This window comes from Aeromonas sp. R10-2, from assembly GCF_040908445.1.
In the GTDB taxonomy this organism is placed as follows: domain Bacteria; phylum Pseudomonadota; class Gammaproteobacteria; order Enterobacterales; family Aeromonadaceae; genus Aeromonas; species Aeromonas veronii.
The window spans coordinates 19,399-46,241 of sequence record NZ_JBFODS010000042.1; the positions used below are offsets into that span (position 1 = coordinate 19,399).

General features: G+C 60.7%; 29 protein-coding genes and 1 tRNA gene. 14 read left to right on the plus strand and 16 right to left on the minus strand.

Annotation, left to right across the window (positions count from 1 at the left end; genetic code table 11):
* Window positions 1-67: 67 nt before the first annotated feature.
* Window positions 68-232, plus strand: coding sequence for a hypothetical protein (locus tag AB5Y97_RS10345; protein WP_005339525.1), 165 nt, complete (start codon window positions 68-70; stop codon window positions 230-232).
* A gap of 20 nt (window positions 233-252) precedes the next feature.
* On the opposite strand, the gene AB5Y97_RS10350 is transcribed toward AB5Y97_RS10345, so the two are convergent.
* From AB5Y97_RS10350 to AB5Y97_RS10365, 4 genes are all read right to left on the minus strand, one after another.
* Entirely contained in the window at window positions 253-585 is a 333-nt protein-coding gene (locus AB5Y97_RS10350; RefSeq protein WP_204382342.1) for a DUF2799 domain-containing protein, read from the minus strand.
* Window positions 586-722: 137 nt separating this feature from the next.
* Window positions 723-848 carry a hypothetical protein gene (locus AB5Y97_RS10355; RefSeq protein ID WP_005339521.1) on the minus strand — a complete coding sequence of 42 codons (126 nt, stop codon included), beginning with the start codon at window positions 846-848 and terminating at the stop codon, window positions 723-725.
* Between the two features lie 74 nt (window positions 849-922).
* Window positions 923-1,903 carry an MDR family oxidoreductase gene (locus AB5Y97_RS10360; RefSeq protein WP_368157822.1) on the minus strand — a complete coding sequence of 327 codons (981 nt, stop codon included), beginning with the start codon at window positions 1,901-1,903 and terminating at the stop codon, window positions 923-925.
* 32 nt (window positions 1,904-1,935) lie between these two features.
* Window positions 1,936-2,958 (minus strand): LacI family DNA-binding transcriptional regulator, encoded by a 1,023-nt coding sequence (locus tag AB5Y97_RS10365; RefSeq protein ID WP_201948245.1) that lies wholly within the window; start codon window positions 2,956-2,958, stop codon window positions 1,936-1,938.
* Between the two features lie 251 nt (window positions 2,959-3,209).
* On the opposite strand from AB5Y97_RS10365, the gene AB5Y97_RS10370 reads away from it, so the two are divergent.
* From AB5Y97_RS10370 to AB5Y97_RS10380, 3 genes are read left to right on the plus strand one after another with little or no spacing between them, the layout of a single operon-like run.
* On the plus strand, window positions 3,210-3,653 hold the full coding sequence (locus AB5Y97_RS10370; protein WP_201948243.1) for a PTS sugar transporter subunit IIA: 444 nt from the start codon (window positions 3,210-3,212) through the stop codon (window positions 3,651-3,653).
* A gap of 35 nt (window positions 3,654-3,688) precedes the next feature.
* Window positions 3,689-3,976 carry a PTS sugar transporter subunit IIB gene (locus tag AB5Y97_RS10375; RefSeq protein ID WP_139406838.1) on the plus strand — a complete coding sequence of 96 codons (288 nt, stop codon included), beginning with the start codon at window positions 3,689-3,691 and terminating at the stop codon, window positions 3,974-3,976.
* 51 nt (window positions 3,977-4,027) lie between these two features.
* The gene (locus AB5Y97_RS10380) at window positions 4,028-5,287 is read left to right on the plus strand and encodes a PTS ascorbate transporter subunit IIC (protein ID WP_005357405.1); all 1,260 of its coding nucleotides are present in this window, start codon (window positions 4,028-4,030) and stop codon (window positions 5,285-5,287) included.
* Between the two features lie 98 nt (window positions 5,288-5,385).
* Here AB5Y97_RS10380 and waaA read toward each other — a convergent pair whose 3' ends face one another.
* Both waaA and waaF read right to left on the minus strand, forming a co-directional pair.
* Window positions 5,386-6,651 (minus strand): lipid IV(A) 3-deoxy-D-manno-octulosonic acid transferase, encoded by a 1,266-nt coding sequence (waaA, locus tag AB5Y97_RS10385; RefSeq protein ID WP_368157826.1) that lies wholly within the window; start codon window positions 6,649-6,651, stop codon window positions 5,386-5,388.
* 1 nt (window position 6,652) lies between these two features.
* The gene (waaF, locus tag AB5Y97_RS10390) at window positions 6,653-7,687 is read right to left on the minus strand and encodes a lipopolysaccharide heptosyltransferase II (protein ID WP_368157828.1); all 1,035 of its coding nucleotides are present in this window, start codon (window positions 7,685-7,687) and stop codon (window positions 6,653-6,655) included.
* Window positions 7,688-7,963: 276 nt separating this feature from the next.
* On the opposite strand from waaF, the gene AB5Y97_RS10395 reads away from it, so the two are divergent.
* On the plus strand, window positions 7,964-8,740 hold the full coding sequence (locus AB5Y97_RS10395; RefSeq protein ID WP_005339515.1) for a glycosyltransferase family 2 protein: 777 nt from the start codon (window positions 7,964-7,966) through the stop codon (window positions 8,738-8,740).
* 51 nt (window positions 8,741-8,791) lie between these two features.
* On the opposite strand, the gene AB5Y97_RS10400 is transcribed toward AB5Y97_RS10395, so the two are convergent.
* Window positions 8,792-9,829, minus strand: a complete 1,038-nt coding sequence (locus AB5Y97_RS10400; protein ID WP_005339514.1) for a glycosyltransferase family 9 protein — start codon at window positions 9,827-9,829, stop codon at window positions 8,792-8,794.
* Between the two features lie 134 nt (window positions 9,830-9,963).
* On the opposite strand from AB5Y97_RS10400, the gene coaD reads away from it, so the two are divergent.
* Window positions 9,964-10,449 carry a pantetheine-phosphate adenylyltransferase gene (gene coaD / locus AB5Y97_RS10405; protein ID WP_005357393.1) on the plus strand — a complete coding sequence of 162 codons (486 nt, stop codon included), beginning with the start codon at window positions 9,964-9,966 and terminating at the stop codon, window positions 10,447-10,449.
* A 90-nt stretch (window positions 10,450-10,539) separates the two neighbouring features.
* Here coaD and AB5Y97_RS10410 read toward each other — a convergent pair whose 3' ends face one another.
* The 6 genes from AB5Y97_RS10410 to radC form a co-directional block, all read right to left on the minus strand.
* Complete coding sequence (locus AB5Y97_RS10410; RefSeq protein WP_335827616.1) at window positions 10,540-11,475, minus strand: VirK/YbjX family protein; 936 nt, start codon at window positions 11,473-11,475, stop codon at window positions 10,540-10,542.
* Between the two features lie 114 nt (window positions 11,476-11,589).
* Complete coding sequence (gene mutM / locus AB5Y97_RS10415) at window positions 11,590-12,402, minus strand: bifunctional DNA-formamidopyrimidine glycosylase/DNA-(apurinic or apyrimidinic site) lyase (RefSeq protein ID WP_021231536.1); 813 nt, start codon at window positions 12,400-12,402, stop codon at window positions 11,590-11,592.
* Window positions 12,403-12,426: 24 nt separating this feature from the next.
* On the minus strand, window positions 12,427-12,882 hold the full coding sequence (locus AB5Y97_RS10420) for a hypothetical protein (RefSeq protein WP_257697376.1): 456 nt from the start codon (window positions 12,880-12,882) through the stop codon (window positions 12,427-12,429).
* A 93-nt stretch (window positions 12,883-12,975) separates the two neighbouring features.
* Complete coding sequence (gene rpmG / locus AB5Y97_RS10425; RefSeq protein WP_005307500.1) at window positions 12,976-13,143, minus strand: 50S ribosomal protein L33; 168 nt, start codon at window positions 13,141-13,143, stop codon at window positions 12,976-12,978.
* 11 nt (window positions 13,144-13,154) lie between these two features.
* Window positions 13,155-13,391 carry a 50S ribosomal protein L28 gene (gene rpmB, locus AB5Y97_RS10430; protein WP_005307492.1) on the minus strand — a complete coding sequence of 79 codons (237 nt, stop codon included), beginning with the start codon at window positions 13,389-13,391 and terminating at the stop codon, window positions 13,155-13,157.
* Between the two features lie 136 nt (window positions 13,392-13,527).
* On the minus strand, window positions 13,528-14,202 hold the full coding sequence (gene radC / locus AB5Y97_RS10435) for a DNA repair protein RadC (protein ID WP_005339502.1): 675 nt from the start codon (window positions 14,200-14,202) through the stop codon (window positions 13,528-13,530).
* Between the two features lie 147 nt (window positions 14,203-14,349).
* Here radC and coaBC point away from each other — a divergent pair, with 147 nt between their 5' ends.
* The 5 genes from coaBC (at window position 14,350) to pgi (ending at window position 19,757) form a co-directional block, all read left to right on the plus strand.
* Window positions 14,350-15,552 carry a bifunctional phosphopantothenoylcysteine decarboxylase/phosphopantothenate--cysteine ligase CoaBC gene (gene coaBC / locus AB5Y97_RS10440; protein WP_201948234.1) on the plus strand — a complete coding sequence of 401 codons (1,203 nt, stop codon included), beginning with the start codon at window positions 14,350-14,352 and terminating at the stop codon, window positions 15,550-15,552.
* Window positions 15,553-15,634: 82 nt separating this feature from the next.
* Window positions 15,635-16,093, plus strand: a complete 459-nt coding sequence (gene dut / locus AB5Y97_RS10445; RefSeq protein WP_005355985.1) for a dUTP diphosphatase — start codon at window positions 15,635-15,637, stop codon at window positions 16,091-16,093.
* A 68-nt stretch (window positions 16,094-16,161) separates the two neighbouring features.
* Complete coding sequence (slmA, locus tag AB5Y97_RS10450) at window positions 16,162-16,758, plus strand: nucleoid occlusion factor SlmA (protein ID WP_005339495.1); 597 nt, start codon at window positions 16,162-16,164, stop codon at window positions 16,756-16,758.
* Between the two features lie 165 nt (window positions 16,759-16,923).
* Window positions 16,924-17,760 (plus strand): mechanosensitive ion channel domain-containing protein, encoded by an 837-nt coding sequence (locus tag AB5Y97_RS10455; RefSeq protein WP_005339493.1) that lies wholly within the window; start codon window positions 16,924-16,926, stop codon window positions 17,758-17,760.
* Window positions 17,761-18,107: 347 nt separating this feature from the next.
* Window positions 18,108-19,757 carry a glucose-6-phosphate isomerase gene (pgi, locus tag AB5Y97_RS10460; protein WP_139477812.1) on the plus strand — a complete coding sequence of 550 codons (1,650 nt, stop codon included), beginning with the start codon at window positions 18,108-18,110 and terminating at the stop codon, window positions 19,755-19,757.
* A gap of 156 nt (window positions 19,758-19,913) precedes the next feature.
* Here pgi and ilvC read toward each other — a convergent pair whose 3' ends face one another.
* Window positions 19,914-21,395 carry a ketol-acid reductoisomerase gene (gene ilvC / locus AB5Y97_RS10465; RefSeq protein ID WP_368157834.1) on the minus strand — a complete coding sequence of 494 codons (1,482 nt, stop codon included), beginning with the start codon at window positions 21,393-21,395 and terminating at the stop codon, window positions 19,914-19,916.
* A 221-nt stretch (window positions 21,396-21,616) separates the two neighbouring features.
* Between ilvC and ilvY the strand changes: the two genes are divergently transcribed.
* Complete coding sequence (gene ilvY, locus AB5Y97_RS10470) at window positions 21,617-22,510, plus strand: HTH-type transcriptional activator IlvY (protein ID WP_005342097.1); 894 nt, start codon at window positions 21,617-21,619, stop codon at window positions 22,508-22,510.
* On the opposite strand, the gene AB5Y97_RS10475 is transcribed toward ilvY, so the two are convergent.
* Window positions 22,499-23,359, minus strand: coding sequence for an ABC transporter substrate-binding protein (locus AB5Y97_RS10475; protein ID WP_139429831.1), 861 nt, complete (start codon window positions 23,357-23,359; stop codon window positions 22,499-22,501). The genes ilvY and AB5Y97_RS10475 overlap by 12 nt on opposite strands.
* A 192-nt stretch (window positions 23,360-23,551) precedes the next feature.
* On the opposite strand from AB5Y97_RS10475, the gene AB5Y97_RS10480 reads away from it, so the two are divergent.
* Window positions 23,552-23,743: a hypothetical protein gene (locus AB5Y97_RS10480; protein ID WP_005339486.1), complete on the plus strand. Its 192-nt coding sequence runs from the start codon at window positions 23,552-23,554 to the stop codon at window positions 23,741-23,743.
* 73 nt (window positions 23,744-23,816) lie between these two features.
* Window positions 23,817-26,399 (plus strand): GNAT family N-acetyltransferase, encoded by a 2,583-nt coding sequence (locus AB5Y97_RS10485; protein WP_368157837.1) that lies wholly within the window; start codon window positions 23,817-23,819, stop codon window positions 26,397-26,399.
* 256 nt (window positions 26,400-26,655) lie between these two features.
* On the opposite strand, the gene AB5Y97_RS10490 is transcribed toward AB5Y97_RS10485, so the two are convergent.
* Window positions 26,656-26,732: transfer RNA gene (locus AB5Y97_RS10490), tRNA-Asp, on the minus strand.
* Between the last annotated feature and the right edge of the window lie 111 nt (window positions 26,733-26,843).

Sequence of the window (26,843 nt, forward strand, 5' to 3'; positions counted from 1 at the left end):
GCTTTGCCGGTTTATTCGAAATGAAAATCGATTACAATACGGCCGTCAAGTCGTAGAGGTAGTCGTTATGGGCAGCAAAACCCTTTGTGAATGGCGCCGTCACGAGATCCCCACCGATCTCAAGGCGTTGCGCAAGATAGTCCGCAAACCCAAGTTTGTCTGCAGCAAGTGTGCCCGCAGTGCCAATGACAAGGGTTACCTCTGCCAGCCGCTGCGTTTGAAAGAGGAGTAACGCCCCTCCCTGTCAGGGCGTTATTGATCGGTCCACCCCTGACGCCCCTGTTCGAACAATCTGCGCGCCTGGGTATCATTCGGGCAAACGCCGCGATACTCCTCGCCTGAGCGGCCAGCCAGATAGAGGTGCTCGGGGCGGCAATACCATGCCAATCCCTTCTGATGTCCCTGCTTCCACAGTTCGGCATCTACCTTCTTGCCACACTGACCCTGATGGAACTCGACCCGCTCGGTGGTGAAGCCCAGCTTGCCATCCGCCTCCCCCACCTCACTCCACACCTTCTCGCAGGGATCATCGTTGGAGACACAGCCACCCAGCAGGGCAGCCAACAATATGATGGTGAGTCGCATAGTCATCCTTGAGCGTCATTTGGGCAGTTCATTCTACCCAGCGGCCCGCCCCTGACCAAGGACGAACGCTCAGCCGTGTGAGCGCGGCAAAAAAATCAGGCGGGCCCAAAGCCCGCCTGTTCGTTCAATGCCGTGGTTCACTGGTCATCGAAAGTGTCATCATCCTGCCAGCTTTCATCTTCCCACTGATCCAGCTCTTCTTCCCAGGAATCCGGCTCCCAATCATCATCAGAGGAGTCGTAATCCGGCTTGTGTCCACCCATCTTCACTCTCCTTGGATAGTTCACCCGCACTCCAATTTTATCCGGAATTGTCGGGCTCGCCAGTCAGAGAGAGTTCAAAGTTTGACCAGGGTGCGACCAGCGATCTGGCCTTGCGTGATGGCCTCGGCGGCCTCCACTACCTGCTCCAGCCCAATCTCGGTGACCACCTGTTCAAAGAAGCTGGCGGGCAGATCCCGTACCAATCGCTGCCACGCCAGTTGACGACGTTCAAACGGGCACATCACCGAATCGACCCCCTGCAACCGCACATTGCGCAGGATAAAGGGCATCACACTGGTAGGCAGATCAAAGCCGCCCGCCAACCCGCAGGCCGCCACAGCGCCGCCATAGTTCATCTGAGCCAGCAGCTTGGCCAGCACCTGACTGCCAACGGTATCGATGGCCCCGGCCCACAGCTGCTTCTCCAGCGGTTTGGCGGGCACCAGCAGTTCGCTGCGCGGCACGATGCGGCTGGCACCCAGTGCGGTCAGCATGGCGCCCTGCTCTTCGGGACGACCGGTCAGCGCCGCCACCTGATAGCCAAGGGCTGCCAGCAGGGCAACCGAGGTGGCCCCCACACCGCCTGCTGCACCAGTGACCAGCACCTCGCCGCTTGCGGGAGTAATACCCGCCTCTTCCAGTGCCAGCACGCAGAGCATGGCGGTGAGACCGGCGGTACCGATGCACATGGCCTGCCGTTCATCCAGCCCGGCGGGCAACGGCACCAGCCAGTCCCCTTTGACCCGCGCCTGTTCGGCCATGCCGCCCCAGTGCCCTTCGCCCACGCCCCAACCGGTCAGCACCACCTTGTCGCCGGGCTGATAGCGGCTGTCGGCAGATTCGAGCACTGTACCGGCGAAGTCGATACCGGGCACCAGTGGCCACTGGCGCACTATCTTGCCCTTGCCGGTGATGGCCAGCCCATCCTTGTAGTTGATCGAGCTGTAAGCGACCGCCACCCGCACTTCACCTTCCGGCAACTGGCTCTCGGCCAGCCGGGTCAGAGTCGGTACAGTCTTGCCGCCTTGGTTTTCCAGTAACAGAGCCTTGAACATGGTTGCCTCTTTGATGATGTGTGAAACGGGGATCAGCTGCTTTGACGCTTTTGCAGTTGAAAATCGAGAGCCAGAGTAGTGCCCATCACGGGCTCCCCGGCCAGTTGGCGCAGGATCAGCTCGGCAGCCTCCTGCCCCATTTTGCGATAGGGGATCCTGACCGAAGTAAGGGTCGGATAACAGGCGCGCGCCACATCCAGATCGTCAAATCCGGCGATGGCGAGTTTGCCCGGCACATTCAAATGGCGGCGCTGGCACTCGAACAGCACCCCGGCCGCCAGTTCGTCGTTAACGCAGATCAGCGCGTCCAGCTCGGGCCAGCGCAGCAGAAATTCACCCAGCATGGTGGCGCCGGTGCTGAAGCTGGGCCGCTCCGAGGTGTTGATGATGGCATCGGGGGAGAAGTAGTTGTCGAGCAGCGCCTTCTGCCAGCCCTGCATCCGCTGTTGCAGCATCCACTGCTCCTGACGGGCACAGAGAAAACCGATATTGCGGTAGCCCCGCTCGATCAGGTGGCGGGTGAGCTGATAACCGGCATCGAAGTTGGAGACCCCCACGTTCATGTCGATGGGGCTGCGGGCCATGGCACCCACTTCCACCACCGGCAGGCGGGAGGCTTTCAGGCGGGTACGGATCGTCTCGCCGGGATCGCCACCAAACAGCACCACCGCCGCCGGATTGTGCTGCAAAAAGCTGGTCAGCAGGCTCTCTTCCTGCTGTTTCAGATGCTGGGCATCCCCCAGCATGATCTGGTAACCCTCGTCGAGCAGGGTCTGTTGCAGGCCCGCGATCATCTCGCCACAGCCCGCTTCCGCCAGACTGGGGACGATCACTACGATGGTCTGGGAAGTCGCAGAGGCCAGCGCCCCGGCGGCCCGATTGGGGATATAGCCGAGCTCTTCCACCGCAGCTTCGATGCGCTCGCGCATTCTGTCGGAGACCATCTCCGGCGTGCGCAGGGCACGGGAAACCGTCATGGCCCCCACACCAGCCAGCTGGGCCACATCGTTGAGGGTCACCCGACCCGTGCTACGGCGCTTCTTTGCTTCTGACATCCATCCCATCCTCGACTTGCGGCTGCTCACTTTAAGGCAAAAGAGTGCCACTGACCATTTGCTCAAGGCCGATTCTACCCTCTTTCCCGGATCATGGGGGCAAGATGACTCCCGTTAATGGGTGAAGTGATAGCGCTATCACAGTTTGATGTTAGCGCTATCTGATAGCGCTAACTTTCGCGATCACCCTCACAGTTTCACCACCGCAAGATCGATAGATTGGCGCCATCTTAACTAGCCGGATCACCACCATGCTGACTCAACTGCTGACCGAGGATGTCATCCGCATCGAACCCGCAGCCCGCGACTGGCGCCAAGCCATCGAACTGGCGACGGCGCCCCTGCTGGCCAATGGCACCATCGAGCCCTCCTACGTGGCAGCACTGTTTAGCTCTCATGAAGAGCTCGGCCCCTACTACGTGCTGGGCCCCGGTCTGGCGATGCCCCATGCCCGCCCCGAAGACGGCGTCAACCGGCTGGGTCTGGGGCTGACCGTCATCAAGCAGGGGGTCAACTTCGATTCCGAGGGCAACGACCCGATCCGGCTGCTGATCACCCTGGCCGCCAGCGACAGCGACTCCCACGTGGAGACCATCGCCCAGCTGGCCGAGCTGTTTATGAATGAAGAGGACGTGGCGGCCATCATCGCGGCCGACACCAAAGACGACATCCTGCGCATTCTGGCGCGCTACTGATCTGCGCCACGGCGCACCTGACAGAGGAAGAGACAATGAAAATTCTGGTTGTATGCGGTCACGGTCTGGGCACCAGCCTGATGATGGAGATGAGCATCAAGAGCATCCTGAAAGAGCTGGCGGTCACCGCCGAAGTGGATCACCGCGATCTGGCCTCCGCCGGTAGTGAAAGCGCCGAGATCTTTGTCGCCACCCGCGACATCGCCGAGCAGTTACAGAGCATGGGCGTCAACGGCCGTCTGGTGGCCCTCGACAACATGGTCGACAAGGCCGCGATGAAAGAGAAGCTCGCCACCGCACTGCGCGAACTGGGCGCCCTCTAAGGATCCTCCATGCGGCCTGCGGGCCGCATCTTCCGTTGCCAGGAGCTGACCATGGAATTTTTCAACTTTCTGATGTTTGACGTGCTGTCCGAGCCCGCCGTGCTGGTCGGCCTGATCGCGCTTATCGGCCTGATTGCCCAGAAGAAACCGGTGACCGAGTGCATCAAGGGCACGGTCAAGACCATCATGGGTTTCGTCATTCTGGGGGCCGGTGCCACTCTGGTGATCAACTCGCTGGGTGACTTTGCCGTCATCTTCCAGCACGCCTTCGGCATCAAGGGGGTCGTCCCCAACAACGAAGCCATCGTCTCCATCGCCCAGACCTCGTTTGGCAAGGAGATGGCGATGATCATGTTCTTCGCCATGCTGGTGAATATCCTGATCGCCCGTCTGACCCCGTGGAAATTCATCTTCCTGACCGGTCACCACACCCTGTTCATGTCGATGATGGTAGCCGTAATCCTCTCCGCCGGTGGCATGAGCGGCGTGCCGCTGATCGCGGTGGGCAGTCTGGTGGTCGGTGTCGCCATGGTCTTCTTCCCGGCCATCGCCCACCCCTTCATGAAGCAGATCACCGGCTCCGATGACGTGGCGCTGGGCCACTTCTCCACCTGCTCCTACGTGCTCTCCGCCCTGATCGGCGCCAAGTTCGGCAACAAGGCCCACAGCTGCGAAGATGTGCAGGTACCGAAGAGCTTGCTGTTCCTGCGCGATACCCCGGTGGCCATCTCCTTCACCATGGGCATCATCTTCCTGGTGACCTCCGCCTTCGCCGGCCCAGAGTTTGTCTCCAGCGTCGCCAAGGGCAAGCACTGGTTCATGTTCTCCCTGATGCAGTCCATCACCTTCGCCGCCGGTGTCTACGTCATCCTGCAGGGTGTGCGGATGGTCATCGCCGAGATCGTACCGGCCTTCAAGGGGATCTCCGACAAGCTGGTGCCGAACGCCAAGCCGGCACTCGACTGCCCAATCGTCTTCCCCTATGCCCCCAACGCCGTGCTGATCGGCTTCCTGTCGAGCTTTGCCGCCGGTCTGGTGGGGATGGCGCTGCTCTACGCCATGGGCCTGACCGTCATCATCCCGGGCGTGGTACCGCACTTCTTCGTCGGCGCCGCTGCCGGGGTCTTCGGCAACGCCACCGGTGGTCGTCGCGGCGCGATTTTGGGCTCCTTCGCCAACGGCCTGCTGCTGCTCACCATTCTGCCGGTGTTCTTGCTGCCGGTGCTGGGCGACCTCGGCTTCGCCAACACCACCTTCAGCGACTCCGACTTCGGTGTGGTCGGCATCCTGCTGGGGCTGATCGTTCGCTAATCCCGGCCACCGCCAAAAACAAAACGGAGCGCATCGCGCTCCGTTTTTTTATGGTAGGCCATCGATGATGGATGGCGGGCTGTATGAAAGGCTGACACTCAGTCGTTCTCCAGCGCAGCCAGGCTGTGAGAGAGGGTGCGCGCCAGCGCACCCTGATTGCGCAGCACCACGGCGCGGGCCTGCTCGCCCATCTCGCGGCGGGTGCTCTCGTCGGCAAACAGCTGGCTCACCTGCTCGCCCAGCTCGGCGGCATCGGCCACGATGGCGGCGCCCCCCTGAGCCACCAGCTGGCGGGTAATGTCGCTGAAGTTGAAATAGGCGGGCCCCGTCAGGCAGGGCTTGCCGAGGGCTGCCGGTTCCAGCAGGTTGTGACCGCCGATCTTCACCAGACTGCCGCCGACAAAGGCCACATCGGCCGCCGCCAGCATCAGCGGCAGCTCGCCCATGGTATCGCCGAGATAGACCTTATCCCCGGCACTCACCGCAGCACCATCAGTGCGCCGCACGCAGCCATAAGGGGCGCACAGCTCGGCCACCCGATCGAACCGCTCGGGGTGGCGCGGCACCAGAATGAGCAGCGCGTCGGGATGGCGTTTGAGCAGCAGATCGAAGGCGGCCAGCACCTGCTCGTCCTCACCCAGATGGGTGCTGGCGGCGATCCAGACCGGCCGCTCGGCGCCCAGCAGCTGGCGCAGGGCACGCCCCTTGGTCTGCACCTCGGCACCAAACTGGATATCGAACTTGATGGAGCCGGTCACCGCCAGCCGCGAACGATCGATGCCGAGGCGGGCGAAGCGGTCGGCATCATCCTGATGCTGACAGAGCAGATGGGTCAGCGGCCGGCTCAGGGCGTCGAAGGCGCCGTGGAAGCGGGCATAACGCTGGCAAGAACGCTCGGAAAGGCGGGCGTTGATGATGGTCACCGGCAGATGGCGCGCCTCGCAGGCCGCCAGCCAGTTCGGCCACAACTCGGTCTCCATCACCCAGAGCGCGCGCGGCTTGAAGGTGTCGAGAAAGGCGGCAATGGCCCAGGGATAGTCGAGCGGCGCGTAGCGATGGATCACCAGATCCCCCAGCTTGGCAGCCTGATCGGCGCCGGTGCGGGTGGTAGTGGTGAGCAGGATCGGTAGATCGGGCCGCTCCGCCTTGAGGGCGCGAATGAGCGGCGTGATGGCCAGCGTCTCCCCCACGCTCACCGCATGGATCCAGAGCGGCGCCTCCTGTCCGGTGGCGGGCAGCCGCCCGAGATGCTCGGCCCAGCGCTTGCCAAAGCCGGGCTTGCCTTTCTTAGGCTTGTAGAGGGCCAGCAGCGCCAGCGGCAATCCCAGATGGATCAGCAGGTTGTAGAGCAGGCGGTAGGGCATCTTACTGACTCTGCTCCAGCTTCTTGCAGGCATCGACCACCTGCTCCGGCGCCAGGTCGATCAGGCACTTGAGATGGCCGAACTTGCAGGTGCGCTTGAAGCAGGGGCGACACTCGATGTCGGTGTGAACGATCTCGACCCGATCCGCCAGCGGCGGGGTGTAGAGCGGCGAAGTGGAGCCATAGACGCCCACCAGCGGCCGGTTGAGGGCGGCGGCGATGTGCATCAGGCCGGAGTCGTTGGAGATGACCCGGCTGGCCAGCGCCATCAGATCGATCGCCTCGTGCAGGCTGGTCTTGCCCGCCAGCACGTGGCAGTTGGGGCGAGTCAGCAGATTGACCCGATCCCGGATGGTATTGGCCACCGGCACATCCTTGTTGGAACCGAAGATCCACACCTGCCACCCCTCGTCCAGATGCTGCTGGGCCACCACGGCGTAGTGCCCTTCAGGCCAGCGCTTGGCCGGGCCAAACTCGGCACCGGGGCAGAGCACCAGCACCGGGCGGGCGCGATCCAGCCCCAGCCGCTCCAGCGCCTTGCTCTGGTTGACCAGATCGACGTGCAGAGAGGGGTGCGGAATGGTCGGAATATCGGCCCGGCTCTTCATCTGCACCTTGGGATAAGCGAGCGCCAGATAGCCCTCCACCATCAGCGGGAAGGCGGATTTGTTGCTGCGCATATCGTTGAGCAGGCCGAAGCGGTGCTCCCCTTTCCAGCCGGTACGCACCGGAATGCGGGCAAACCAGGGGATCAGCGCCGACTTCATGGAGTTGGGTTGAACGATGGCCTGATCGTACTTCTCGGCCGCCAGTTGTTTGCCGAGGCGGCGGCGCGCCACCAGCTTGAAGTCACCGTGGCCGAGGGGCATGGTGATCGCCTTGTCCACCTCCGGCATCCGCTCCAGCAGGGCGCAGCACCAGGCGGGGGCCATCACGTGCAGTTCGCTCTCGGGATGGTTGGCCTTGATCGCCTTGTAGAGACTCTGGGACATCACCATATCGCCGACCCAGGAGGGGCCGATCACCAATATTTTCATTACGCGTCTTCTCTCGGGTCTGGCCCGGCGGTTAATCATCACTGGGCGAGATTATGCCCCAAGAATGGTCGGATAAATAACAGAAGATCCTTGGCAAACGCTGCCGTCACCCCATTTTTCCAGCAGTGCCCCGCTTCCAACCGGACGAGACGAGACAGGCAAACAGCTGATAGAAACGGGCAATGGCGGCTCTCTCTTTGACCCGTTTTTCCGTTAGAATGGCCCATCAATACGCATTCGACCCGCCAGCCGGGCAATAACCGTGAGCCCACATTCGTGAAAAAACCGACTCTGGCTGCCGTTCTGATCGTCAAGAATGAAGCCGACAACCTGCGCAAGTGCCTCGCCTCCCTCGACGGACTGGTGGACGAGATCGTCATTCTGGACTCCGGCAGTCAGGACGAGACCCCGGCCATCGCCGCCGAGTTTGGCGCACGCTTCTTCGTCAACGCCAAGTGGCCGGGCTTTGGCAAACAGCGCCGACTGGCCCAGTCCCACGTGCAGTCCGACTGGGTGCTGTGGCTGGATGCCGACGAGCGGCTCACCCCCGAGCTGAAAACCGCCATCGCCAACGTGATGGCCAATCCGGCCAGCGATACCATCTACTCGATCCCGCGCCTCTCCTGGGTGTTTGGCCGCTTTATCCGCCACAGCGGCTGGTATCCGGATCGGGTGCTGCGTCTCTATCCCAAGGCGCTCACCAGCTACAACGAGGCGCTGGTTCACGAAAAGGTAGAAGTGCGGGCCAACATGAAGATCGTCAACATTCATGGCGACCTGCTCCACTTCACCTATCGGGATCTGGAGCACTATCTGGTGAAATCGGCCGGTTATGCCCGCGCCTGGGCCGATCAGCGCACCGCCCGCGGCAAGAAGGGCTCCCTCAGTCAGGGGCTGATTCACGCGGTCGGCTGCTTCCTCAAGATGTACCTGCTCAAAGCGGGCTTCCTCGACGGCAAGCAGGGGCTGCTGCTGGCGATCCTCTCCGCCCACTCCACCTTCGTCAAATACGCCGACCTCTGGGTGCGCCAGCAGCCGCAGCAGCCGGAATAACCGTCATACGAAACAGGGCCCCGCGGGGCCCTGTTTACATTGCTGCATGGGTTACTTGCGCCAGAAGGGCGCCGCCCAGCGGGCCATCACCGGCACCATGGTCTTGGGATCGAGCTGGCTCATATCCTCAGGATGGTCGCTATCCTCCGGCGGGCTGAAGGCGAGGTGACGCCCTTCGCTGTTAAGGGGCTTCCAGCGCAGCGGAGTAGCGGAGCGGCGCATCGGGAAGAAACCGATAGTCGGCACATCGAGCGCACCGGCGATATGGAGCGGGCCGGTACTGCCAGCGATAAACAGGGCTGCGTTGGCCAGCACCTGACAGAACATCGGCAGACCATCGCTGGAGCGGTAGATCCAGCCGTTGCCACCGTGGGCCAGCAACTCGGCCGCCAGCTGTTCGGCCATCTTCTCCTCGCCCGGGCCGGCGGTCAGCACGCACTGCAGCTCGGGGCAGGCCTGATTGAGCTTGATGATGATGCGGGCATACTGCTCGATGGAGAGGTTGTTGGCAGACCCACCGCTACCGGCATGCACCATCAGCCAGGGGCGGCTGGCATCGAGCTTGAGCTTGAGTGCCAACTGCTCGCGCACCTGTAGCAGGGTCTCGTCATCGAACTGCAGGAAGGGGGTCTTGGGCTCCACCACGGCCACCTGCTGATCGGCCAGGAAGCGGCGGATCAGCTCCAGATTGTACTCGGATTCCGGCTTCTGGGAGCGGGAGCGGCGCTGCACCAGACGCTGGTTGTAGAGCACCTGCGCCAGCTTGGTCGCCGGGGCCAGCCGGTAAGGGATATGCGCCTTCCACACCAGCATGGCGTTGCGGGAGTTGGAGAAGAGGCAGATGGACGCGTCGAACGCCGCCGCCTTGATCCGCGCCAGCAGCGCTCGCTGTTGCTCCTTGTCGGCCCGCACGCCCGGATCGATGATAACCTCGTCAATCCAGGGGCAGAGCCGGGCCAGCGGCGCCGTGTAGGCCGGAACCAGGGCAGTCACATGACACTCCATGGAGCCTTTGAGCATGGCGAAGCTAGGCCACGCCAGCATGAAGTCACCAATCTTGTCATTGCGAACGACCAGAATACGTTTCATAAAAAATCCCTTTGCTCCCTGTCACCAATGCAAGGAGGCTTGATGCGCGATGGCGTATTCTTGCCTGATGCACTGCTATTCTCAAGCGACGACCTTATAATGCGACCAAATTTCCAGGTTGCAGGACCGCAAAGATGACTACCAGGGTAATTTATCCCGGGACTTTTGATCCCGTTACCAATGGCCACGCCGATCTCATCGGCCGGGCCGCCAAGCTGTTTGACGAGGTGGTGGTCGGTGTCGCCAACAGCCCGAGCAAGCGCCCGCTGTTCGATCTGGCAGAACGTGTCCAGCTTGTCCAGCAAGTGACCAGCCAGCTTCCCAACGTCAAGGTGGTGGGCTTCTCCGGTCTGCTGGTCGATTTTGCCAAAGAGCATCAGGCTAACGTGCTGATCCGCGGCCTGCGCGCCGTCTCCGACTTCGAGTACGAGTTCCAGCTGGCCAACATGAACCGCCGCCTGATGCCCACGCTTGAGAGCGTCTTCCTCACCCCGGCGGAGGAGAACTCCTTTATCTCCTCCACTCTGGTGAAAGAGGTGGCGCTGCACGGTGGCGACATTCGTCAGTTTGTCGATCCCGTGGTGGCCCAAGCCATCGCAGCCAAACAGCAACAGCGCTAATTCCTCCCCTGATGGCAGAAACGACAAGGGCTACCCACGGGTAGCCCTTGTCGTATCTCTATCGCATGGAGAGGTCAGCCTGCTTGCCGGTTACTGACGGGAAAACCGCTCATTCATCTCCTGCACCAGCAGATCGAGCCACTCGTAGCGGCGCCGATACATGGCCCGCTTCTTGGAGGCGATCTCCTCCAGCGGCTTGCGCGGCTGGGCTTGCAGAGCGACGAAGTTGGCATCCACATCCCGGGCGTCGAACTCCTGCCACAACTCGTCGTAATCGGCCTGCAGGTTGGCTTTCTGCTTGCTGCTGTAGCGCTTGGCCTGAAACACATGGGCCCGCTTGCGAACCGCCAGCACCTCTGCCGCCCCCATGCTCTGCGCCAGTTGCAGCACCAGTTGCACCAGCAGGGATTTGGGCCGCAGGCCATGTCCCTCTTTGGTCAGCTCGCGCACCCGATCCTGGGCATTGTCGACCGCAGGCTCCGGCCCCTGCATGGAGCCGATCATCAGAATCAAACGATCCACGCTGCCCGCCAGCGAAAAGGCGCAGCTGTAGAGGCGCTGTCCCTCGCCGTTGACGATGGAGAGCGCCAGCTCGGCCTCGCGGCGGAAGGTGCCATCGTGACGCAACAGAATGCGGCAGCCGCTCTGGGGATAGTGCCCAAGTTCGATCCCCTCGCCCAGATAGAGGGGGTCGATCAGCTGCGGGTAGCACTCCAGCAGCAAACGGTAGTGATTTTCCAGCATCTCGGCCCGCTCACGGGCGCTGGCACAGGCGAAGCGATAGGGGCGCATCGGCTTGTCGAGCAGCTCGGGATAGACCGCTGGCAGCGCCTTGAGCGAGTCGCACTGAAACAGGCTGAAGACCCGGCTCAGCGACTTGCGATAGAGCAGGCTGCGCAACACGAACTTGCCGCGATTGAAGGTTTTCCGGTCACATCCCTCGGGGTAGAGGAAGCGGGCCATGGATTTTGCGCAATAGCGCTCCTGCCGGGATAAATATTCCCAGTCTATTGATTTAACTGTCATTTTTATATTCTCAAACCGCCTGAACGGTCGGGATACTAGTGACAGCTGTGCAAATCTTCAACAGAGTGGAAATACGCTGTTACAACTTCCCCCGGATCGGGGCAAAAAGTGCGCTCAGCGCTGGCAATGACTGCAAAAAACCGTGGTGCGCTGGCCCATTCTTGTCTCGGTCAGCAGGGTATGACAGTGGAAACAGGGCTGACCGCCACGGCCATAAACCTGCAACTGCTGCACGAAATAGCCCGGCTTGCCATCGGCACTGGTGAAATCCTTGAGAGTGGTGCCGCCCTGGCGAATCGCCTCGGCCAACACCCGCTTGATCTCGGCCACCAGGGTTCCCAGCCGCTCGGCGCTGATATTACCCGCCGCCCGTTTGGGGTGAATGCCGGCAGCATAGAGCGCCTCGTTGGCGTAGATGTTGCCCACCCCGACCACCACCTGATTGTCCATCAGGAACTGTTTGATGGCGGTGCTGCGTCCCTTGGCACGCTCACGCAGGTAATCAGCACTGAAGGCATCGGTGAGCGGCTCGGGCCCCAGCTTGGCGAGCAGCGCATGGGCTTCGGCCGGTTCCCGGGTCCAAAGCAGGGCGCCGAAGCGGCGCGGATCGTTGAGCCGCAGCAGCTTGCCATTCTCCAGCTCGATATCCACGTGGTCGTGCTTCTCGGCCGGGGTGCCGATATCCAGTACACGCAGGCTGCCGGACATCCCCAGATGAAGGATGGCGGTGCCGAAATCGGTCTCCAGCAGCAGGTATTTGGCACGGCGACGCACCCGATGGATGGTGAGGTCCACCAGCTCCTGAATCTCACCGGGGATCGGCCAGCGCAGGCGGCCATCCCGCACCACCACGCGCGTCACCTTGATACCGGTAAGCCAGGGGGAGATCCCCTGACGACTGACTTCAACTTCTGGCAATTCGGGCATTGGCACCTCGCAAGGAAAAGGAACTCAGGGGGCAGGACGCAGCAGATCGCGATACTGTTCGGCAGTGAGGGCGAGCCAGAGACCGGACGGCAGCTGGGCGCCATATTGGCCGCTGTTCTGATAGAGGCCGATCTCGACCGGATCGCTCTGGCCGGCAATCCACACCTTGATGGTCACCGGGGTACCGCGCACCATCTCGCCGGGGGGCAGCAACCAGCTCTGCCAGCGTGCCAGACGGGCATCCAGCTGAGCAGTGTCGAGCCCCAAATCCGGCACGCTGCGCCAGCCCTGACCGATCCGCTCAATCTGCCAACTAGGCCCCTGCCAAGTGAGCACCACGGCCGCATCCGGCAACAAGGGGCGAGCCCGCTTGGCGCTGTTCTCCTGCTGGGCAGTCTCCATACGATGCAACAGGGTGATCACGATCAGCACCACCACAATGATCACGTTATTCCAGCCTTTGCGGCTCAATTTGAACATGGCAAGCCTCCCTTTGAACCGGCAGTGTACTGAATTCGGCGCATAAAAAAACCCGGCACGAAGCCGGGTTTTTGGGAATGCAGCATCAAGTAATTACTTGATTTTGCCTTCCTTGTAGATCACATGCTGACGAACAACGGGATCAAACTTTTTGATCTCCATTTTTTCGGGCATGGTGCGCTTGTTTTTGGTAGTGGTATAGAAGTGACCAGTACCGGCGCTGGAGTTCAGGCGAATTTTCTCGCGAATACCTTTAGCCATGATCTAATTCCTTATACCTTAACACCGCTGGCGCGCAGTTCAGCCAGAACCACTTCAACGCCACGCTTGTCGATGATACGCATGCCTTTTGCGGATACGCGCAGGCTTACGAAGCGTTTTTCACTCTCAACCCAGAAACGGTGAGTGTGCAGGTTCGGCAGGAAACGACGCTTGGTGGCGTTGTTAGCGTGCGAACGGTTGTTACCAACTGCCGGGCGCTTGCCGGTTACTTGGCATACTCTAGACATGTCAGTCTCTCCAAATCTTACTTCATTGCTCGAGCAAATATCTGCCCCGCTGGCCTTCGATTGCGGGGCAAACAGAAGGCGGCATTTTATACAGCATCCGTGATCAAAGATCAACTAATACGGTGCCAGAGCACAGTTATAGCCAACCGCGCTCGGCAAAAGAAACCGTGATGCCATCACCGATCACCAAGTGATCCAGCACTCTGATATCGATCAGGGCCAAAGCGGCCGTGATCCGATCCGTGATCTGGCGGTCGGCCCTGCTGGGCTCGGCGACGCCGGACGGGTGATTATGCGCCAGAATCACCGCGGCTGCATTATGTTTGAGCGCGATCTGCACGATTTCTCTTGGCCAGACGCTCGCCGAATCGATTGTGCCGAAAAAAAGCTCAACAAATTGAATGACTCTGTGCTGATTGTCGAGCAACAGCAGGGCAAACACCTCGCGCGGCCGATCCCGCAACTGGGCCTGCAGATAGTCGCGGGTCAGCTGGGGCGAGGTGAGGGCATCGCCCCGTTGCAACTGCTCGGCCAGATGGCGTCTGGCCATCTCCAGCACCGCCTGCAACTGGGCATATTTGGCCGGGCCAAGGCCGTGCGCCTCGCAGAATGCCCGTTGATCCGCCCCCAGCAAGCTGCGCAAAGAGCCGAATTGATTCAATAGATTACGTGAAAGATCCACTGCACTCAGGCCATTGACGCCGGTGCGCAGAAAGATGGCGAGCAACTCGGCATCGGAGAGCGCCGCAGGCCCCTGACGCAGCAACTTCTCTCTGGGGCGTTCATCTTCCGGCCACTCTTTGATGCTCATTTGTCTCTCCCTCATCCCTGTTGAGAAAAAACATAGCAAAAAATTGCGCGCGCCCGACCACACCCCTTGATGCCAACCCCTGTCGTCATCCATTGCCTGTGGTATCTTAGCCGACCAGTCAGAATGAGCCGGATAGAGAAACAGCAGATGAGATTGGCCGATAAACGCATCCTGTTGGGTGTCAGTGGCGGGATCGCCGCCTACAAGAGTGCCGAGCTGGTACGCCGCCTGAAAGATCAGGGCGCCGAAGTGCGGGTGGTGATGACCCGCTCCGCCAAGGAGTTCATCACCCCGCTGACCCTGCAGGCGGTCTCCGGTCATCCGGTGGCCTACAGCCTGCTGGATCCCTCTGCCGAGGCAGGCATGGGTCATATCGAGCTGGCCAAGTGGGCCGATCTGGTACTGATCGCCCCCGCCAGCGCCAACCTGATGGCGCGGATGGCTGCAGGCATGGCCGACGAACTGCTGACCACCCTCTGTCTGGCCACTCCGGCGCCCATCGCGCTGGCACCTGCCATGAACCAGCAGATGTATCTCAACGCCGCGACCCAGGCCAACCTCAAGACCCTGGCCAGCCGCGGCATTCTGCTGTGGGGGCCGGATGCCGGCAGCCAGGCCTGTGGCGATGTGGGCCCGGGCCGGATGCTGGATCCTCTCGAACTGGTGGAGCGGTGCTGCCGGCAGCTGGCCGCCGAACCCTTGCTGGCAGGCGTCAAGCTGCTGCTGACCGCCGGCCCGACCCGCGAGGCGCTCGATCCGGTGCGCTACATCAGCAACCACAGCTCCGGCAAGATGGGCTACGCCATCGCTCGCGCCGCCCGTGAGGCGGGTGCCGAAGTGACGCTGGTGAGCGGCCCGGTGACGCTGGCTACGCCTGCTGGCGTGACCCGTGTCGATGTGGAGAGCGCCGAGCAGATGCATCAGGCGGTGATGAGCCGGGTCGGCGAGTGCGACCTCTTCATCGGCTGCGCCGCGGTAGCCGACTACCGTCCCGAACAGGTCGCCAGCCAGAAGATCAAGAAGACCGGCGACAACGACCAGATGGTGGTGAAGCTGGTGAAAAACCCCGACATCATCGCGGCCGTCGGTGCCCTTTCAGACAAACCCTTCACCGTCGGATTTGCCGCCGAAACCGTGGATGTGGAACAATACGCCCTCGACAAGTTGCAGCGTAAGCGGCTGGACATGATCGCCGCCAACGATGTGTCCCGCGAGGGGCAAGGCTTCAACGCCGATGACAACGCCCTGACCGTGTTCTGGCAAGGGGGCCAGGCCCCGCTGCCGCTGGCCGACAAGCTGACGCTGGCCCGTCACCTGATCGCCCTGATTGCCCGCCACTACCGGCACTGAGCGTCCCGAAAGAACAAGACTCACGGCGCCCCGCCCTTGCCAAGAGGGGCGCCAATACAAGATCCAACTGAAAAAGCGATTCATGACTACACAAATTGAACTGAAGATTCTGGATGCCCGTATCGGTACCGAGTTCCCGCTGCCCGCCTACGCCACACCGGGCTCTGCCGGCATGGATCTGCGCGCACTGCTGGATGCGCCGCTGACTCTGGCTCCGGGTGATACCACCCTGGTGCCGACCGGTCTGGCCATTCACATCCAGGATCCGGGTCTATGTGCCACCATTCTGCCCCGCTCCGGCCTCGGCCATAAGCACGGCATCGTGCTGGGCAACCTGGTCGGTCTGATCGATTCCGATTACCAGGGTCAGCTGATGGTTTCAGTCTGGAACCGCGGCAAGGATGAGTTCACCATGCAACCCGGCGAGCGCATCGCCCAGCTGGTGATCATGCCGGTAGTTCAGGCCAGCTTCCAACTGGTCGATGAGTTCAATCAGAGCGAACGGGGTGAAGGCGGTTTTGGTTCTTCTGGTCGCCAATAACAGACCACACCAGCCCGATGGGCGGTGCCTAATAATAGAATCAAGCCATTGTTTTTTTAGGGGAATCCATGGCAAGCAGTAATCAGAAACAGAGTCGGCGCGATCAGATCCTGCAGGCGCTCGCCCATATGCTGGAAACCAGTCCGGGTCAGCGTATCACCACGGCCCGTCTGGCGGCCGAGGTCGGCGTCTCTGAAGCAGCCCTCTATCGACATTTTCCCAGCAAGGCGCGGATGTTCGAGGGGCTGATCGACTTTATCGAGGATTCCCTGCTGTCACGGGTCAATCTGATCATGGCGGAAGAGAAGGACACCATGGCACGCTGCCACCACATCCTGCAGCTGCTGCTGGTGTTCGCCGAGCGCAATCCCGGCATCACCCGTATCCTCAACGGCGACGCCCTGCTGGGTGAGCACGATCGGCTGCGGGATCGCATCAGCATCCTGTTCGACAAGCTGGAAACCCAGATCAAGCAGGTGCTGCGCGAAAAGCGGCTACGCGAGGGTCAAGGCTTCCAGCTCGACGAGACCATGCTGGCCAATCTGCTGCTGGCCTACACCGAAGGCCGCATCAGCCAGTTCGTGCGCTCCGAGTTCAAGCTCAAGCCCACCGCCGGTTTCGAAGATCAGTGGCAATTTATCCGCAGCCAACTGCTGCAGAGCTGATGTTTTTTTCGCATCATTCAGCAAAAAGAAGGGAGGCTTTGGCCTCCCTTCTTTTTTGTGTCAGGTTTTTATGGCAGAAAAGAAGTACCAGATGCGACCCGTACTGTCGCGCTGCGGTGTTAGATTTATCCACCATAAACCTTTTAGAACCTGACAGGACATCCTATGGAACCCGAAATCATTACCGAAGCGCAGACCTGGCTGGTCAATAATCAGGGACTGCTGATCGAATACGGCGTCAATATCGCCGCCGCCCTGCTGACCCTGCTGGTCGGCTATATCGCCGCCAACCTCATCAGCGGTGGCGTGGTCAAGGTGATGCAGGCCCGCAAGCTGGACACCACCGTCACCCACTTCGTCGGCAGCATCCTCAAATACGCCATTCTGGTGTTCGTAGTGATCGCCGCGCTGGGCCGTGTCGGCGTGCAGACCGCCTCCTTCGTCGCCATTATCGGTGCAGCCGGTCTGGCCATTGGTCTGGCGCTGCAAGGCTCGCTCTCCAACTTCGCTGCCGGCTTCCTGCTGATCATCTTCCGCCCCATCAAGGCGGGCGAGTTTATCGAAGTGGCGGGCACCGCGGGTGTGGTGCAGTCCGTTCAGCTCTTTACCACTACCCTCACCTCCGGTGACAACAAGATGGTGGTAGTCCCGAACTCCGCCATCCTCAACGGCACCATCGTCAACTACTCGCGTATGGATACCCGCCGCGTCGATATGACCTTTGGCATCGGCTACGGCTCTGACCTGCGCAAGGCCAAACAGATCCTCGAGCGTCTGGTAAGCGAAGAGCCGCGCATCCTGAAAGATCCGGCCGCTACCATCGCCGTTGCCGCGCTGGCCGACTCCTCGGTCAATATAGTGGTGCGCCCTTGGGTGAAAACCGCTGACTACTGGGGTGTCTGGTTCGACTTCCATGAGAAGGTAAAACTGACCTTTGATGCTGAAGGCATCGAGATCCCCTTCCCACAGATGGTGATGCACATGCAAAAACCGCAGGCGTGATCGCGGTTCTGCTGCAACAGACAATGCCAGCCTTCGGGCTGGCATTGTCGTTTCTGGCCCCAGCCCATGGCCATGTCGGTGCATAACCACGCCAACCGGATGAAAACAATTTCAGGCTATCGGGGTGGCCCCAATCATGAGCAAGCGCAAGATCCGCCTTGCTTTCGTGACACATAATCCCAATGTTCTGGTTGTATGCTCCCGGCAGTGACCCATTGCGGTAAAAGACAATCGGTAAAAATCTGTTACACGGGCCGCCCGATCGGCTCGCTATAATGCTCGGATAATAAGGTTTGGCGGGACCTTGCCTGCAAGGTTCAAACACAACTTGGCATTTCAGGAATCCTATGAAAAATATCAATCCAACCCAAACCCAGGCCTGGCAGGCACTGGAAGCCCATTTTGCAGCAAACAAAGAGACCCGACTCAAGGATCTGTTCGCGCAGGACCCGAAGCGCTTTGACAAGTTTTCCCTTACCTTCGGCGGCGACATCCTGGTTGATTACTCGAAGAACCTGATCACCGAAGAAACCCTCAAGTTGCTGGTTGATCTCGCCAAAGAGACCGATCTTCGCAGCGCGATCGATGCCATGTTCAATGGCGAAAAGATCAACATGACCGAAGGGCGCTCCGTACTGCACGTTGCTCTGCGCAACCGCTCCGACCGCCCCATCGAGTGCGACGGCAAGGACGTGATGCCGGAAGTGAATGCCGTACTGGCCAAGATGAAAGGCTTCTGCGAGAAGATCATCTCCGGCGAGTGGAAAGGCTACACCGGCAAGGCGATCCAGCACGTGGTCAACATCGGTATCGGTGGCTCCGATCTGGGCCCGGTGATGATCACCGAGGCACTGCGTCCCTACAAAAACCACCTGCAGATGCACTTCGTCTCCAACGTCGATGGCACCCACATCGCCGAGACCCTGAAGAAGATCGATCCGGAAACCACCCTGTTCCTGGTGGCCTCCAAGACCTTCACCACCCAGGAGACCATGACCAACGCCCTGACCGCCCGCGACTGGTTCATCAACATCGCCGGTGACAAGGCCCACGTTGCCAAACACTTCGCCGCGCTCTCCACCAACGGCAAGGCCGTGGCCGAGTTCGGTATCGACACCAACAACATGTTCGAGTTCTGGGACTGGGTTGGCGGCCGCTACTCCTCCTGGTCTGCCATCGGCATGCCCATCGCCCTGTCTGTCGGTTTCGAGAACTTCGAAGCCCTGCTGCAAGGCGCCTTCGAGATGGACATGCACTTCGCAACTGCCTCCTATGAGCAGAACGTGCCGGTGCTGCTGGCCCTGATCGGCCTGTGGTACAACAACTTCTACGGTGCCGAGTCCGAAGCCATTCTGCCGTACGACCAGTACATGCACCGCTTCCCTGCTTACTTCCAGCAGGGCAACATGGAGTCCAACGGCAAGTACGTGGATCGCAACGGCAAGCCGGTTGACTACCAGACTGGCCCCATCATCTGGGGTGAGCCGGGCACCAACGGCCAGCACGCCTTCTACCAGCTGATCCATCAGGGCACCAAGCTGATCCCCTGTGACTTCCTGGCGCCGGCCATCAGCCACAACCCGATCGGTGACCACCACCCGAAACTGCTGGCCAACTTCTTCGCCCAGACCGAGGCGCTGGCCTTCGGCAAGAGCAAGGAAGAGGTCGAAGCCGAGTTCCTGGCTGCAGGCAAAACCCTGGAGCAGGTCAAGGATCTGGTGCCGTTCAAGGTGTTCGAAGGCAACCGCCCGACCAACTCCATCCTGTTCAAGAGCCTTACCCCGAAAACCCTGGGTGCCCTGATCGCCATGTACGAGCACAAGATCTTCGTACAGGGCGCAATCTGGAACATCTTCTCCTTCGACCAGTGGGGCGTGGAGCTGGGCAAACAGCTGGCCAACAAGATCCTGCCGGAGCTGGGCAACAACGAGGCGGTCACCAGCCACGACTGCTCCACCAACGGTCTGATCAACACCTGGAAAGCGTGGAAAGCCTGATTTATCCGGCCTTTCTGAATGCAAAAGCCCCGCTCGATGAGCGGGGCTTTTTTATGACTGTCAGGCTGATTTTTCTGGCTGGCCGGTCGGGTGTCCAGTCCGACCGGCGACGGGGATCGTCATCCCCGCCCCTTCATCCTCCAGCCCGATGCTGGCTTAACCACCAACAGCGATGCGCTTCATGTCCTTCATGTAGCCACGCAGTACCTGACCGATCTTCTCGATCGGGTGGTTGCGAGTCGCTTCGTTGGCCGCCAGCAGCGCCAGGTTATCCACGCTCTGCCCTTCCGCCTTGCTGGCACCCAGATCGCCCGCTTTCAGGGTCGGCATGAAGCGCTCGCGCAGCAACGGCACGGCGGCGTTGGCGAACAGGTAGTTGCCGTACTCGGCGGTATCGGAGATGACCACGTTCATCTCGTACAGACGCTTGCGAGCAACTGTGTTGGCGATCAGCGGCAACTCGTGCAGGGATTCGTAGTAGGCAGACTCCTCGTAGATACCGGAAGCCACCATGGTCTCGAACGCCAGCTCGACACCCGCCTTGACCATGGCCACCATCACCACGCCATTGTCGAAGTACTCCTGCTCGGCAATCTTGCCAGCGAACGCCGGAGCGTTTTCGAAGGCAGATTTGCCGGTCTCTTCACGCCAGGTGAACAATTTGACGTCATCTTCTGCCCAGTCGGCCATCATGCCGCGGGAGAACTCACCGGCGATGATGTCGTCCATATGCTTCTCGAACAGCGGGCGCATCAAGGTCTTGAGCTGCTCGGAGAGCTCGAAGGCGCGCAGCTTGGCCGGGTTGGAAAGGCGATCCATCATCAGGCTGATGCCACCCTGTTTCAGGGCTTCGGTGATGGTCTCCCAGCCGAACTGGATCAGCTTGCCGGCGTAGGCCGGGTCGGTGCCTTCGGCAACCAGCTTGTCGTAGCAGAGCAGGGAACCGGCCTGCAGCATGCCGCAGAGGATGGTCTGCTCGCCCATCAGGTCAGATTTCACTTCCGCCACGAAGGAGGACTCCAGCACGCCGGCACGGTCGCCGCCGGTAGCAGAGGCCCACGCCTTGGCGATGGCCATGCCTTCGCCTTTCGGGTCATTTTCCGGGTGAACGGCGATCAGAGTCGGTACGCCGAAACCGCGCTTGTACTCTTCACGCACTTCGGTACCCGGGCACTTGGGCGCCACCATCACGACGGTGATGTCGGAGCGGATCTGCTGACCCTCTTCCACCACGTTGAAGCCGTGGGAGTAACCCAATGCGGCGCCCTGCTTCATCAGCGGCATCACGGTTTTCACTACGTCGGAGTGCTGTTTGTCCGGGGTCAGGTTGAGCACCAGATCGGCGGTCGGGATCAGCTCTTCATAGGTGCCGACCGCGAAGCCGTTGTCGGTAGCCTTCTGCCAGGAGGCGCGCTTCTCGGTGATGGCGGCCTTGCGCAGGGTGTAGGAGATATCCAGCCCGGAGTCGCGCATGTTCAGACCCTGGTTCAGCCCCTGGGCACCACAGCCCACAATCACCACCTTCTTGCCCTTCAGCACGTTGCAGCCGTCCGCGAACTCTTCGCGCTGCATGAAACGACACTTGCCCAGCTGGGCCAACTGCTGACGCAGGTTCAAGGTGTTGAAATAGTTAGCCATGGTGATTGCTCCGTTCGATTGATTCCATGCCGGATAGCGGCGTTGTCTGAACCACTATAGCGCGGGACACTTATTGCCTGAACTGATATATTCGAAACAGTACGTTGCAATAACTGAAACGCTAGCCTTTCATAATCGCCTGCTGAATGTACCGCGAGATGGCAGAAGCAAGCCGCCAACCGCTGGATATCGGGCACACAAGCCGCGCCAGGAGCTGAAAGATGGACCTTCGCAATCTCGAGCTGTTTCTCCACCTCGCCGACTCCCTCCACTTCGGCAAGAGTGCCGATGCCATGGCGGTCAGCCCTTCCACCCTGAGTCGCGCCATCCAGCGACTGGAGCAGGAGACCGGCTGCATCCTGTTCGAGCGGGACAACCGCTCGGTACGGCTCACCCCCGCCGGCGAGAAGCTGCGCGAATTCGGCGGCGGCCTGTTGCAGGAGTGGCGTCAGCTCAAGCAGGAGCTCAAACGCAGCGATGAACCACTGCAAGGTCGTCTGCGGGTCTTCTGTTCGGTCACCGCCAGTTACTTTCTGTTGCCCGAGGTACTGGAGCGCTTTCGCCGCCGCTACCCCCAGCTGGAGATCAAGCTGGAGACCGGCGACCCGGCGCTGGCGGTGGACAAGATCCTGGCCGACGAAGCCGATCTCGCCATCGCCGCTCGCCCCGATGCCCTGCCCGCTAAGCTGGAGTTCGCCAGCCTGCAGCTGGTGCCGCTGGTCTTTATCGCACCGCGCAACGCCCCGCAACTGAACCAGTGGTTCCGTCAGGGCGAGCCGGATTGGGAGCAGTTGCCAGTCATCCTCTCCGAGCAGGGGCTGGCCCGCAAACGCAGCGATCAATGGTTTCGCAACAAGGGGATAGCGCCCAACATCTACGCCGAAGTGGCGGGTAACGAGGGAATCGTCGCCATGGTGGCGCTCGGCTGTGGCGTGGGGCTGGTGCCGGCAGCGGTGATCGACCATAGCCCGCTCGGCGACAAGGTGCGGATCATCGACCTCAAGCCAGCCTTCAAACCATTTGATGTGGGGATCGGGGTACTCAAGAAGCGGCTGGAGGAACCGCTGATCCGCGCCTTCTGGGATACCGCGCAGAATCAGGGCTCACTGCGCTGACACCGGATTATAGATGAGGGCCGGATCGACCATCATCATACGGCTGGGCAGCGGCAAGTCGGGGTTGTGCAGCTCGAGGCGCACCCGCTCATCCAGTTTCAGCCGCCGAATGGTGCTGCCAAATCCCTCTTCAAAAACCCGGTCAAAAGCACCAGACTGCCGCGCCCGCAGCAGGCCAAGCTCGATGCGTTGGGCCAGCTCTGGATATTTTGGCGAAACAAAGAAGAGCAGCGCCAGCGGATAGCGAAACACCAGACGGGGCTCGATGGCGAGATCCGGATGCTGCCTGAGCTCATCCTCGATCTCGATGACCGAACGCAGGAAGCAGTCAAAGCGCTTCTTGCGCAGCATGTTGAAGAGCACCTCATAAAGATTGCCCACCGTCACCTTGAGGCCGTTAGCCCGCAGCAACTGGGTGTCTGGCCAGGATCTGTGCTGACCGATGGAGAGCCCGGCGCGATGCCAGTCCGCCAACGATCCGATCGCGGCAAAACGCCCCTCATCCCCCTGCCGAACCAGACACACCCGCCATCCCAGCAGCCCCTTGGCCAGCGGAATGTGGATTGCCAGCAACTCCCGTTCTCGCTCCCCATCCGGGGCAAAGACACCGACCTGAACCAGCTCGCCGCTGCGCAGCTCCTTCACCGCCCGCCCCTGCTCCATCTGCGGGCTGGAAACCAACTGGTAGGGGCCATATTCGGGCACGGTGAGATCGAGAGAGAGGCGCAGCAACTGGACGACGGCGGGGTTGGGGTGATCCAGCAGCAGATTCCAGGCGCGGATAGGCTGCTCGGTTGCCGATACGCCAACCGTCCACAGTGCCATGCACCACCACCAGACTCTGATCATCCTGCGCACCATCCGTGCCTCATGCTCCTCGCCATACTATAACGTCAGCCAGCACCTCAACGGCGCCCTCTTTGAAAGATGTGTGAGCGCTCTCGTGTCAAATCTCGTGTCAAAAGTGACAATAGGCAAACCCGGCAGGTCATCGCAGACTGGGCGTTCATCAACAAACGCCAAGGCGCAGGGAGGAGAGCCATGAAACAGCATCTGGTAGAGATCAAGGGTTCAACCCTGTTTGACGAGTATCTGCAAAGCATGGGCGTACCCAGCACGGCGCTCGATCGGGAGCAGGATATCTATCTGCAGGAACGCCACCTGGGAGCCATTCGCCGGGTGCAGGGCGAACTGCGCTTTTATCTGCGTGCCAATGCCCTCAACAAACGGTGATCAGGATCCGGTCACAGAACCCGCAGCAAAGGCGTATTAGACTGGTATCTTCCCCCTTTTGTCGGGAGTGCCCATGAAAGCAAGCGGTCTGGATCGGCTGTTCAAACCCCACTCAATCGCCGTGATCGGCGCCTCGACCGACCCGCTCAAGGCGGGTCATGTGATCGTGCGCCACCTGCTGGCGGGCCAGTTCAAAGGGCCCATCCTCCCTGTCACCCCGCGCAACAAGTCCATCGCCGGCGTGCTGGCCTATCCCGATATTGCCAGCCTGCCGCTGACCCCGGATCTCGCCATCATCTGCACCAGACGGGAGCGGGTCTTGCCGCTGCTGGAAGCGCTCGGCCAAAAGGGCGCGGGAGCTGCCATCATACTGGCCGCCGACTTTTCCCCCGAGGAGCGGCTGGAGCTGAAACGGGTCTGCCAGCAATATGGCATTCGCCTGCTCGGCCCCAACAGCATGGGGATGCTGCTGCCCGGCCAAGGGATCAACGCCAGCTTTTCCCCCATTGCCGCCAAGCCGGGGCAGGTCGCCTTTCTGTCGCAATCCGCCGCCGTCAGCACCACCATTCTGGATTGGGCCAAGCAGCATGAGCTGGGCTTCTCCGCCTTCATCTCCCTTGGCGATCACTGCGATATCGACTTCGGCCAGCTGCTGGATCAACTCTCCCGCGATAGCGTCACCCGCGCCATTTTGATCTATATGGACAAGTTGCACGACGCCCGCCACTTTCTCTCGGCGGCGCGGGCAGCCTCGCGCAACAAGCCGATCCTGGTACTGAAAAGCGGGCGCCACGAACCGGCCCACGGTCTCGACAATGTCTATGATGCCGCCATCCGCCGCGCCGGCATGTTACGGGTGCGGGATACCCACGAACTATTCGCCGCGGTAGAAACCTTGAGCCACTCCATGACCCTCAAGGGAGAGCGGCTCGCCATCATCTCCAACGGCCGCGGGCTGGCCAATATGGCGGTGGATGTGCTGCTGGAGCGGGGCGGCAAGCTGGCTCGCCCGCCGCTCGATATCGGCAGCGATGCTACCATCACCACCTATCAGGAGGCGCTGGGCAACGTGTTGCAGGAAGATGGCATCGACGCCATCCTGATCATCCACGCCCCCTCGCTCACGGCACCGAGCGCGCCGCTGGCCAGCCATCTTATTGCCCATCTGAAACAGCACCCCAGAGCGCGCCGTTTCAACATCCTCACCAACTGGGCGGGTGAATACTCGGCGCAGGAGGGACGCAAACTCTTTACCGAAGCGGGCTTCCCGACCTACCGCACACCGGAAAGCGCCATGGCCGCCTTCATGCACATGGTGGAATACCGCCGCAACCAGAAGCAGTTGATGGAGACACCGGCGTCACTACATGGCAACCAGCTCAATGTCGAGCTGTGCCAGCAGCTGATCCGCCAAGCGCAGGAGCGCAAACAGCTAAGATTGGATACCCATCTGGTGCACCCAATTTTACAAGCCGCCGGTCTCTCGACCCTGCCAACCTGGATCGTCACCGACGCCATCGAGGCGACCCTGACCGCCGAGCAGATCGGCTATCCGGTAGCGGTAAAACTGCGCTCGCCCGATATCCTGCACAAGTCTGCCGTACACGGGGTGGTGCTCAATCTGCGCACCTCGACCGAAGTGGCACAGGCTGCCGATGCCATTCTGGACAGGGTCAAACAGCATGATCCGAGCGCCCGTATCGAAGGGCTGCTGGTACAGCGGATGGCTCGCCGTAGCGGCGGCCTCGAACTGCGGGTACGTATCCAGCAAGACGCCATCTTTGGCCCCGTCATTCTGTTGGGTGAATCTGGTGCGGAACCGCAGGAGATGGTCGCGGCGCTACCCCCGCTCAATCAGGCGCTGGCCCGTTACCAGATCATCGGGGCACTCAAGAGTCGCAAGATCCGTGAGCAGGCCACACCGGAGCGACTGGATATCGATGCCCTTGGTCAAGTGCTCTGCCAACTATCCGAACTATTACTCGCCTTTCCTGAGATTCAGGAACTGGACCTGCACCCGCTGCAAGCGTGCGGTGCCGAAATGGTGGTGCTGGATGCCAGCCTCATGCTGGCTGACCCCACCATCCCGACCAGCAACCAACTGGCGATCCGTCCCTATCCTACCGAACTGGAGGAGGGTGCCTGGCTTAAGGATCAGCGCCATATCCTGCTGCGCCCGATCCGGCCGGAAGATGAACCGGCTCACAAGCAGTTCGTTCTGCAGGTCTCCGATGAAGACAGGTACAAACGCTTCTTCGCCGATGTAGGCGAACTGGGCCATGAAGAGCTGGCTCGCATGACCCAGATCGATTACGACCGGGAGATGGCCTTCGTAGCGGTGGGGCAAGATGGCGAGCTGCAGGATCAGATCCTCGGCGTGGTACGCGCTATCTCGACCCCGGACCTCAGCGATGCCGAGTTTGCCATTCTGGTGCGATCTGACCTGAAAGGGGTGGGTCTCGGCAAATTAATGATGGAGAAGATCATCCGCTACGCCAAAGAGCAAGGGATTGGCCAGCTATCCGGCATGACCATGCCCAGCAATCGCGGCATGGTCAACCTCGCCAAACGGCTTGGCTTCAAGATCGATGTCCAGATGGAAGAGGGGGTGGTCAATATGGAACTTCCCTGCAACCAGCAGGCGGCAGAAGGCTGATTTAGCCGCCTGTAAACTCGCTCAAATGGCTGATAAGGCTCGGATATAGCCAGAAAATGGTGGAAATAACCGGCTATCTGGCACTCTTACTTGGCAGGGAAAAGCCAGATATCGGTGGTTTAACGCGCTAAAAATACAAAAGCCCGGTCGTGAAGCCGGGCTTTTGTATTCGTTCTGGTATGCAAACCTGTGGGTCTTATGGACAAAAACGCCCATAGTAAAAAGGCCTTCCCATTCGGGAAGGCCTTCAAATTAGTGGCGGAGCGGACGGGACTCGAACCCGCGACCCCCGGCGTGACAGGCCGGTATTCTAACCGACTGAACTACCGCTCCGCATTCGGTTAGCTTGCGCTAAATCTTCTGCTGCTTCTTTTGAGGTGTCATCCTCGCAGCCGGCTGTGTGTTTTCACATCACCGTTTAATTGGGTGCCTGGCAGTGTCCTA

Bases quoted from the DNA above. Each gene is read 5' to 3' on its own strand.
- ilvC (WP_368157834.1), bottom strand. From the start codon at position 21,395: ATGGCTAACTATTTCAACACCTTGAACCTGCGTCAGCAGTTGGCCCAG.
- pgi (WP_139477812.1), top strand. From the start codon at position 18,108: ATGAAAAATATCAATCCAACCCAAACCCAGGCCTGGCAGGCACTGGAA.
- AB5Y97_RS10485 (WP_368157837.1), top strand. From the start codon at position 23,817: ATGAAAGCAAGCGGTCTGGATCGGCTGTTCAAACCCCACTCAATCGCC.
- AB5Y97_RS10380 (WP_005357405.1), top strand. From the start codon at position 4,028: ATGGAATTTTTCAACTTTCTGATGTTTGACGTGCTGTCCGAGCCCGCC.
- waaA (WP_368157826.1), bottom strand. From the start codon at position 6,651: ATGCCCTACCGCCTGCTCTACAACCTGCTGATCCATCTGGGATTGCCG.
- ilvY (WP_005342097.1), top strand. From the start codon at position 21,617: ATGGACCTTCGCAATCTCGAGCTGTTTCTCCACCTCGCCGACTCCCTC.
- coaD (WP_005357393.1), top strand. From the start codon at position 9,964: ATGACTACCAGGGTAATTTATCCCGGGACTTTTGATCCCGTTACCAAT.
- slmA (WP_005339495.1), top strand. From the start codon at position 16,162: ATGGCAAGCAGTAATCAGAAACAGAGTCGGCGCGATCAGATCCTGCAG.
- waaF (WP_368157828.1), bottom strand. From the start codon at position 7,687: ATGAAAATATTGGTGATCGGCCCCTCCTGGGTCGGCGATATGGTGATG.
- AB5Y97_RS10350 (WP_204382342.1), bottom strand. From the start codon at position 585: ATGCGACTCACCATCATATTGTTGGCTGCCCTGCTGGGTGGCTGTGTC.
- coaBC (WP_201948234.1), top strand. From the start codon at position 14,350: ATGAGATTGGCCGATAAACGCATCCTGTTGGGTGTCAGTGGCGGGATC.
- AB5Y97_RS10400 (WP_005339514.1), bottom strand. From the start codon at position 9,829: ATGAAACGTATTCTGGTCGTTCGCAATGACAAGATTGGTGACTTCATG.
- AB5Y97_RS10345 (WP_005339525.1), top strand. From the start codon at position 68: ATGGGCAGCAAAACCCTTTGTGAATGGCGCCGTCACGAGATCCCCACC.
- AB5Y97_RS10355 (WP_005339521.1), bottom strand. From the start codon at position 848: ATGGGTGGACACAAGCCGGATTACGACTCCTCTGATGATGATTGGGAG.
- dut (WP_005355985.1), top strand. From the start codon at position 15,635: ATGACTACACAAATTGAACTGAAGATTCTGGATGCCCGTATCGGTACC.
- AB5Y97_RS10410 (WP_335827616.1), bottom strand. From the start codon at position 11,475: ATGACAGTTAAATCAATAGACTGGGAATATTTATCCCGGCAGGAGCGC.
- AB5Y97_RS10420 (WP_257697376.1), bottom strand. From the start codon at position 12,882: ATGTTCAAATTGAGCCGCAAAGGCTGGAATAACGTGATCATTGTGGTG.
- AB5Y97_RS10480 (WP_005339486.1), top strand. From the start codon at position 23,552: ATGAAACAGCATCTGGTAGAGATCAAGGGTTCAACCCTGTTTGACGAG.
- AB5Y97_RS10375 (WP_139406838.1), top strand. From the start codon at position 3,689: ATGAAAATTCTGGTTGTATGCGGTCACGGTCTGGGCACCAGCCTGATG.
- AB5Y97_RS10360 (WP_368157822.1), bottom strand. From the start codon at position 1,903: ATGTTCAAGGCTCTGTTACTGGAAAACCAAGGCGGCAAGACTGTACCG.
- mutM (WP_021231536.1), bottom strand. From the start codon at position 12,402: ATGCCCGAATTGCCAGAAGTTGAAGTCAGTCGTCAGGGGATCTCCCCC.
- AB5Y97_RS10455 (WP_005339493.1), top strand. From the start codon at position 16,924: ATGGAACCCGAAATCATTACCGAAGCGCAGACCTGGCTGGTCAATAAT.
- AB5Y97_RS10365 (WP_201948245.1), bottom strand. From the start codon at position 2,958: ATGTCAGAAGCAAAGAAGCGCCGTAGCACGGGTCGGGTGACCCTCAAC.
- AB5Y97_RS10370 (WP_201948243.1), top strand. From the start codon at position 3,210: ATGCTGACTCAACTGCTGACCGAGGATGTCATCCGCATCGAACCCGCA.
- rpmB (WP_005307492.1), bottom strand. From the start codon at position 13,391: ATGTCTAGAGTATGCCAAGTAACCGGCAAGCGCCCGGCAGTTGGTAAC.
- radC (WP_005339502.1), bottom strand. From the start codon at position 14,202: ATGAGCATCAAAGAGTGGCCGGAAGATGAACGCCCCAGAGAGAAGTTG.
- AB5Y97_RS10475 (WP_139429831.1), bottom strand. From the start codon at position 23,359: ATGATCAGAGTCTGGTGGTGGTGCATGGCACTGTGGACGGTTGGCGTA.
- rpmG (WP_005307500.1), bottom strand. From the start codon at position 13,143: ATGGCTAAAGGTATTCGCGAGAAAATTCGCCTGAACTCCAGCGCCGGT.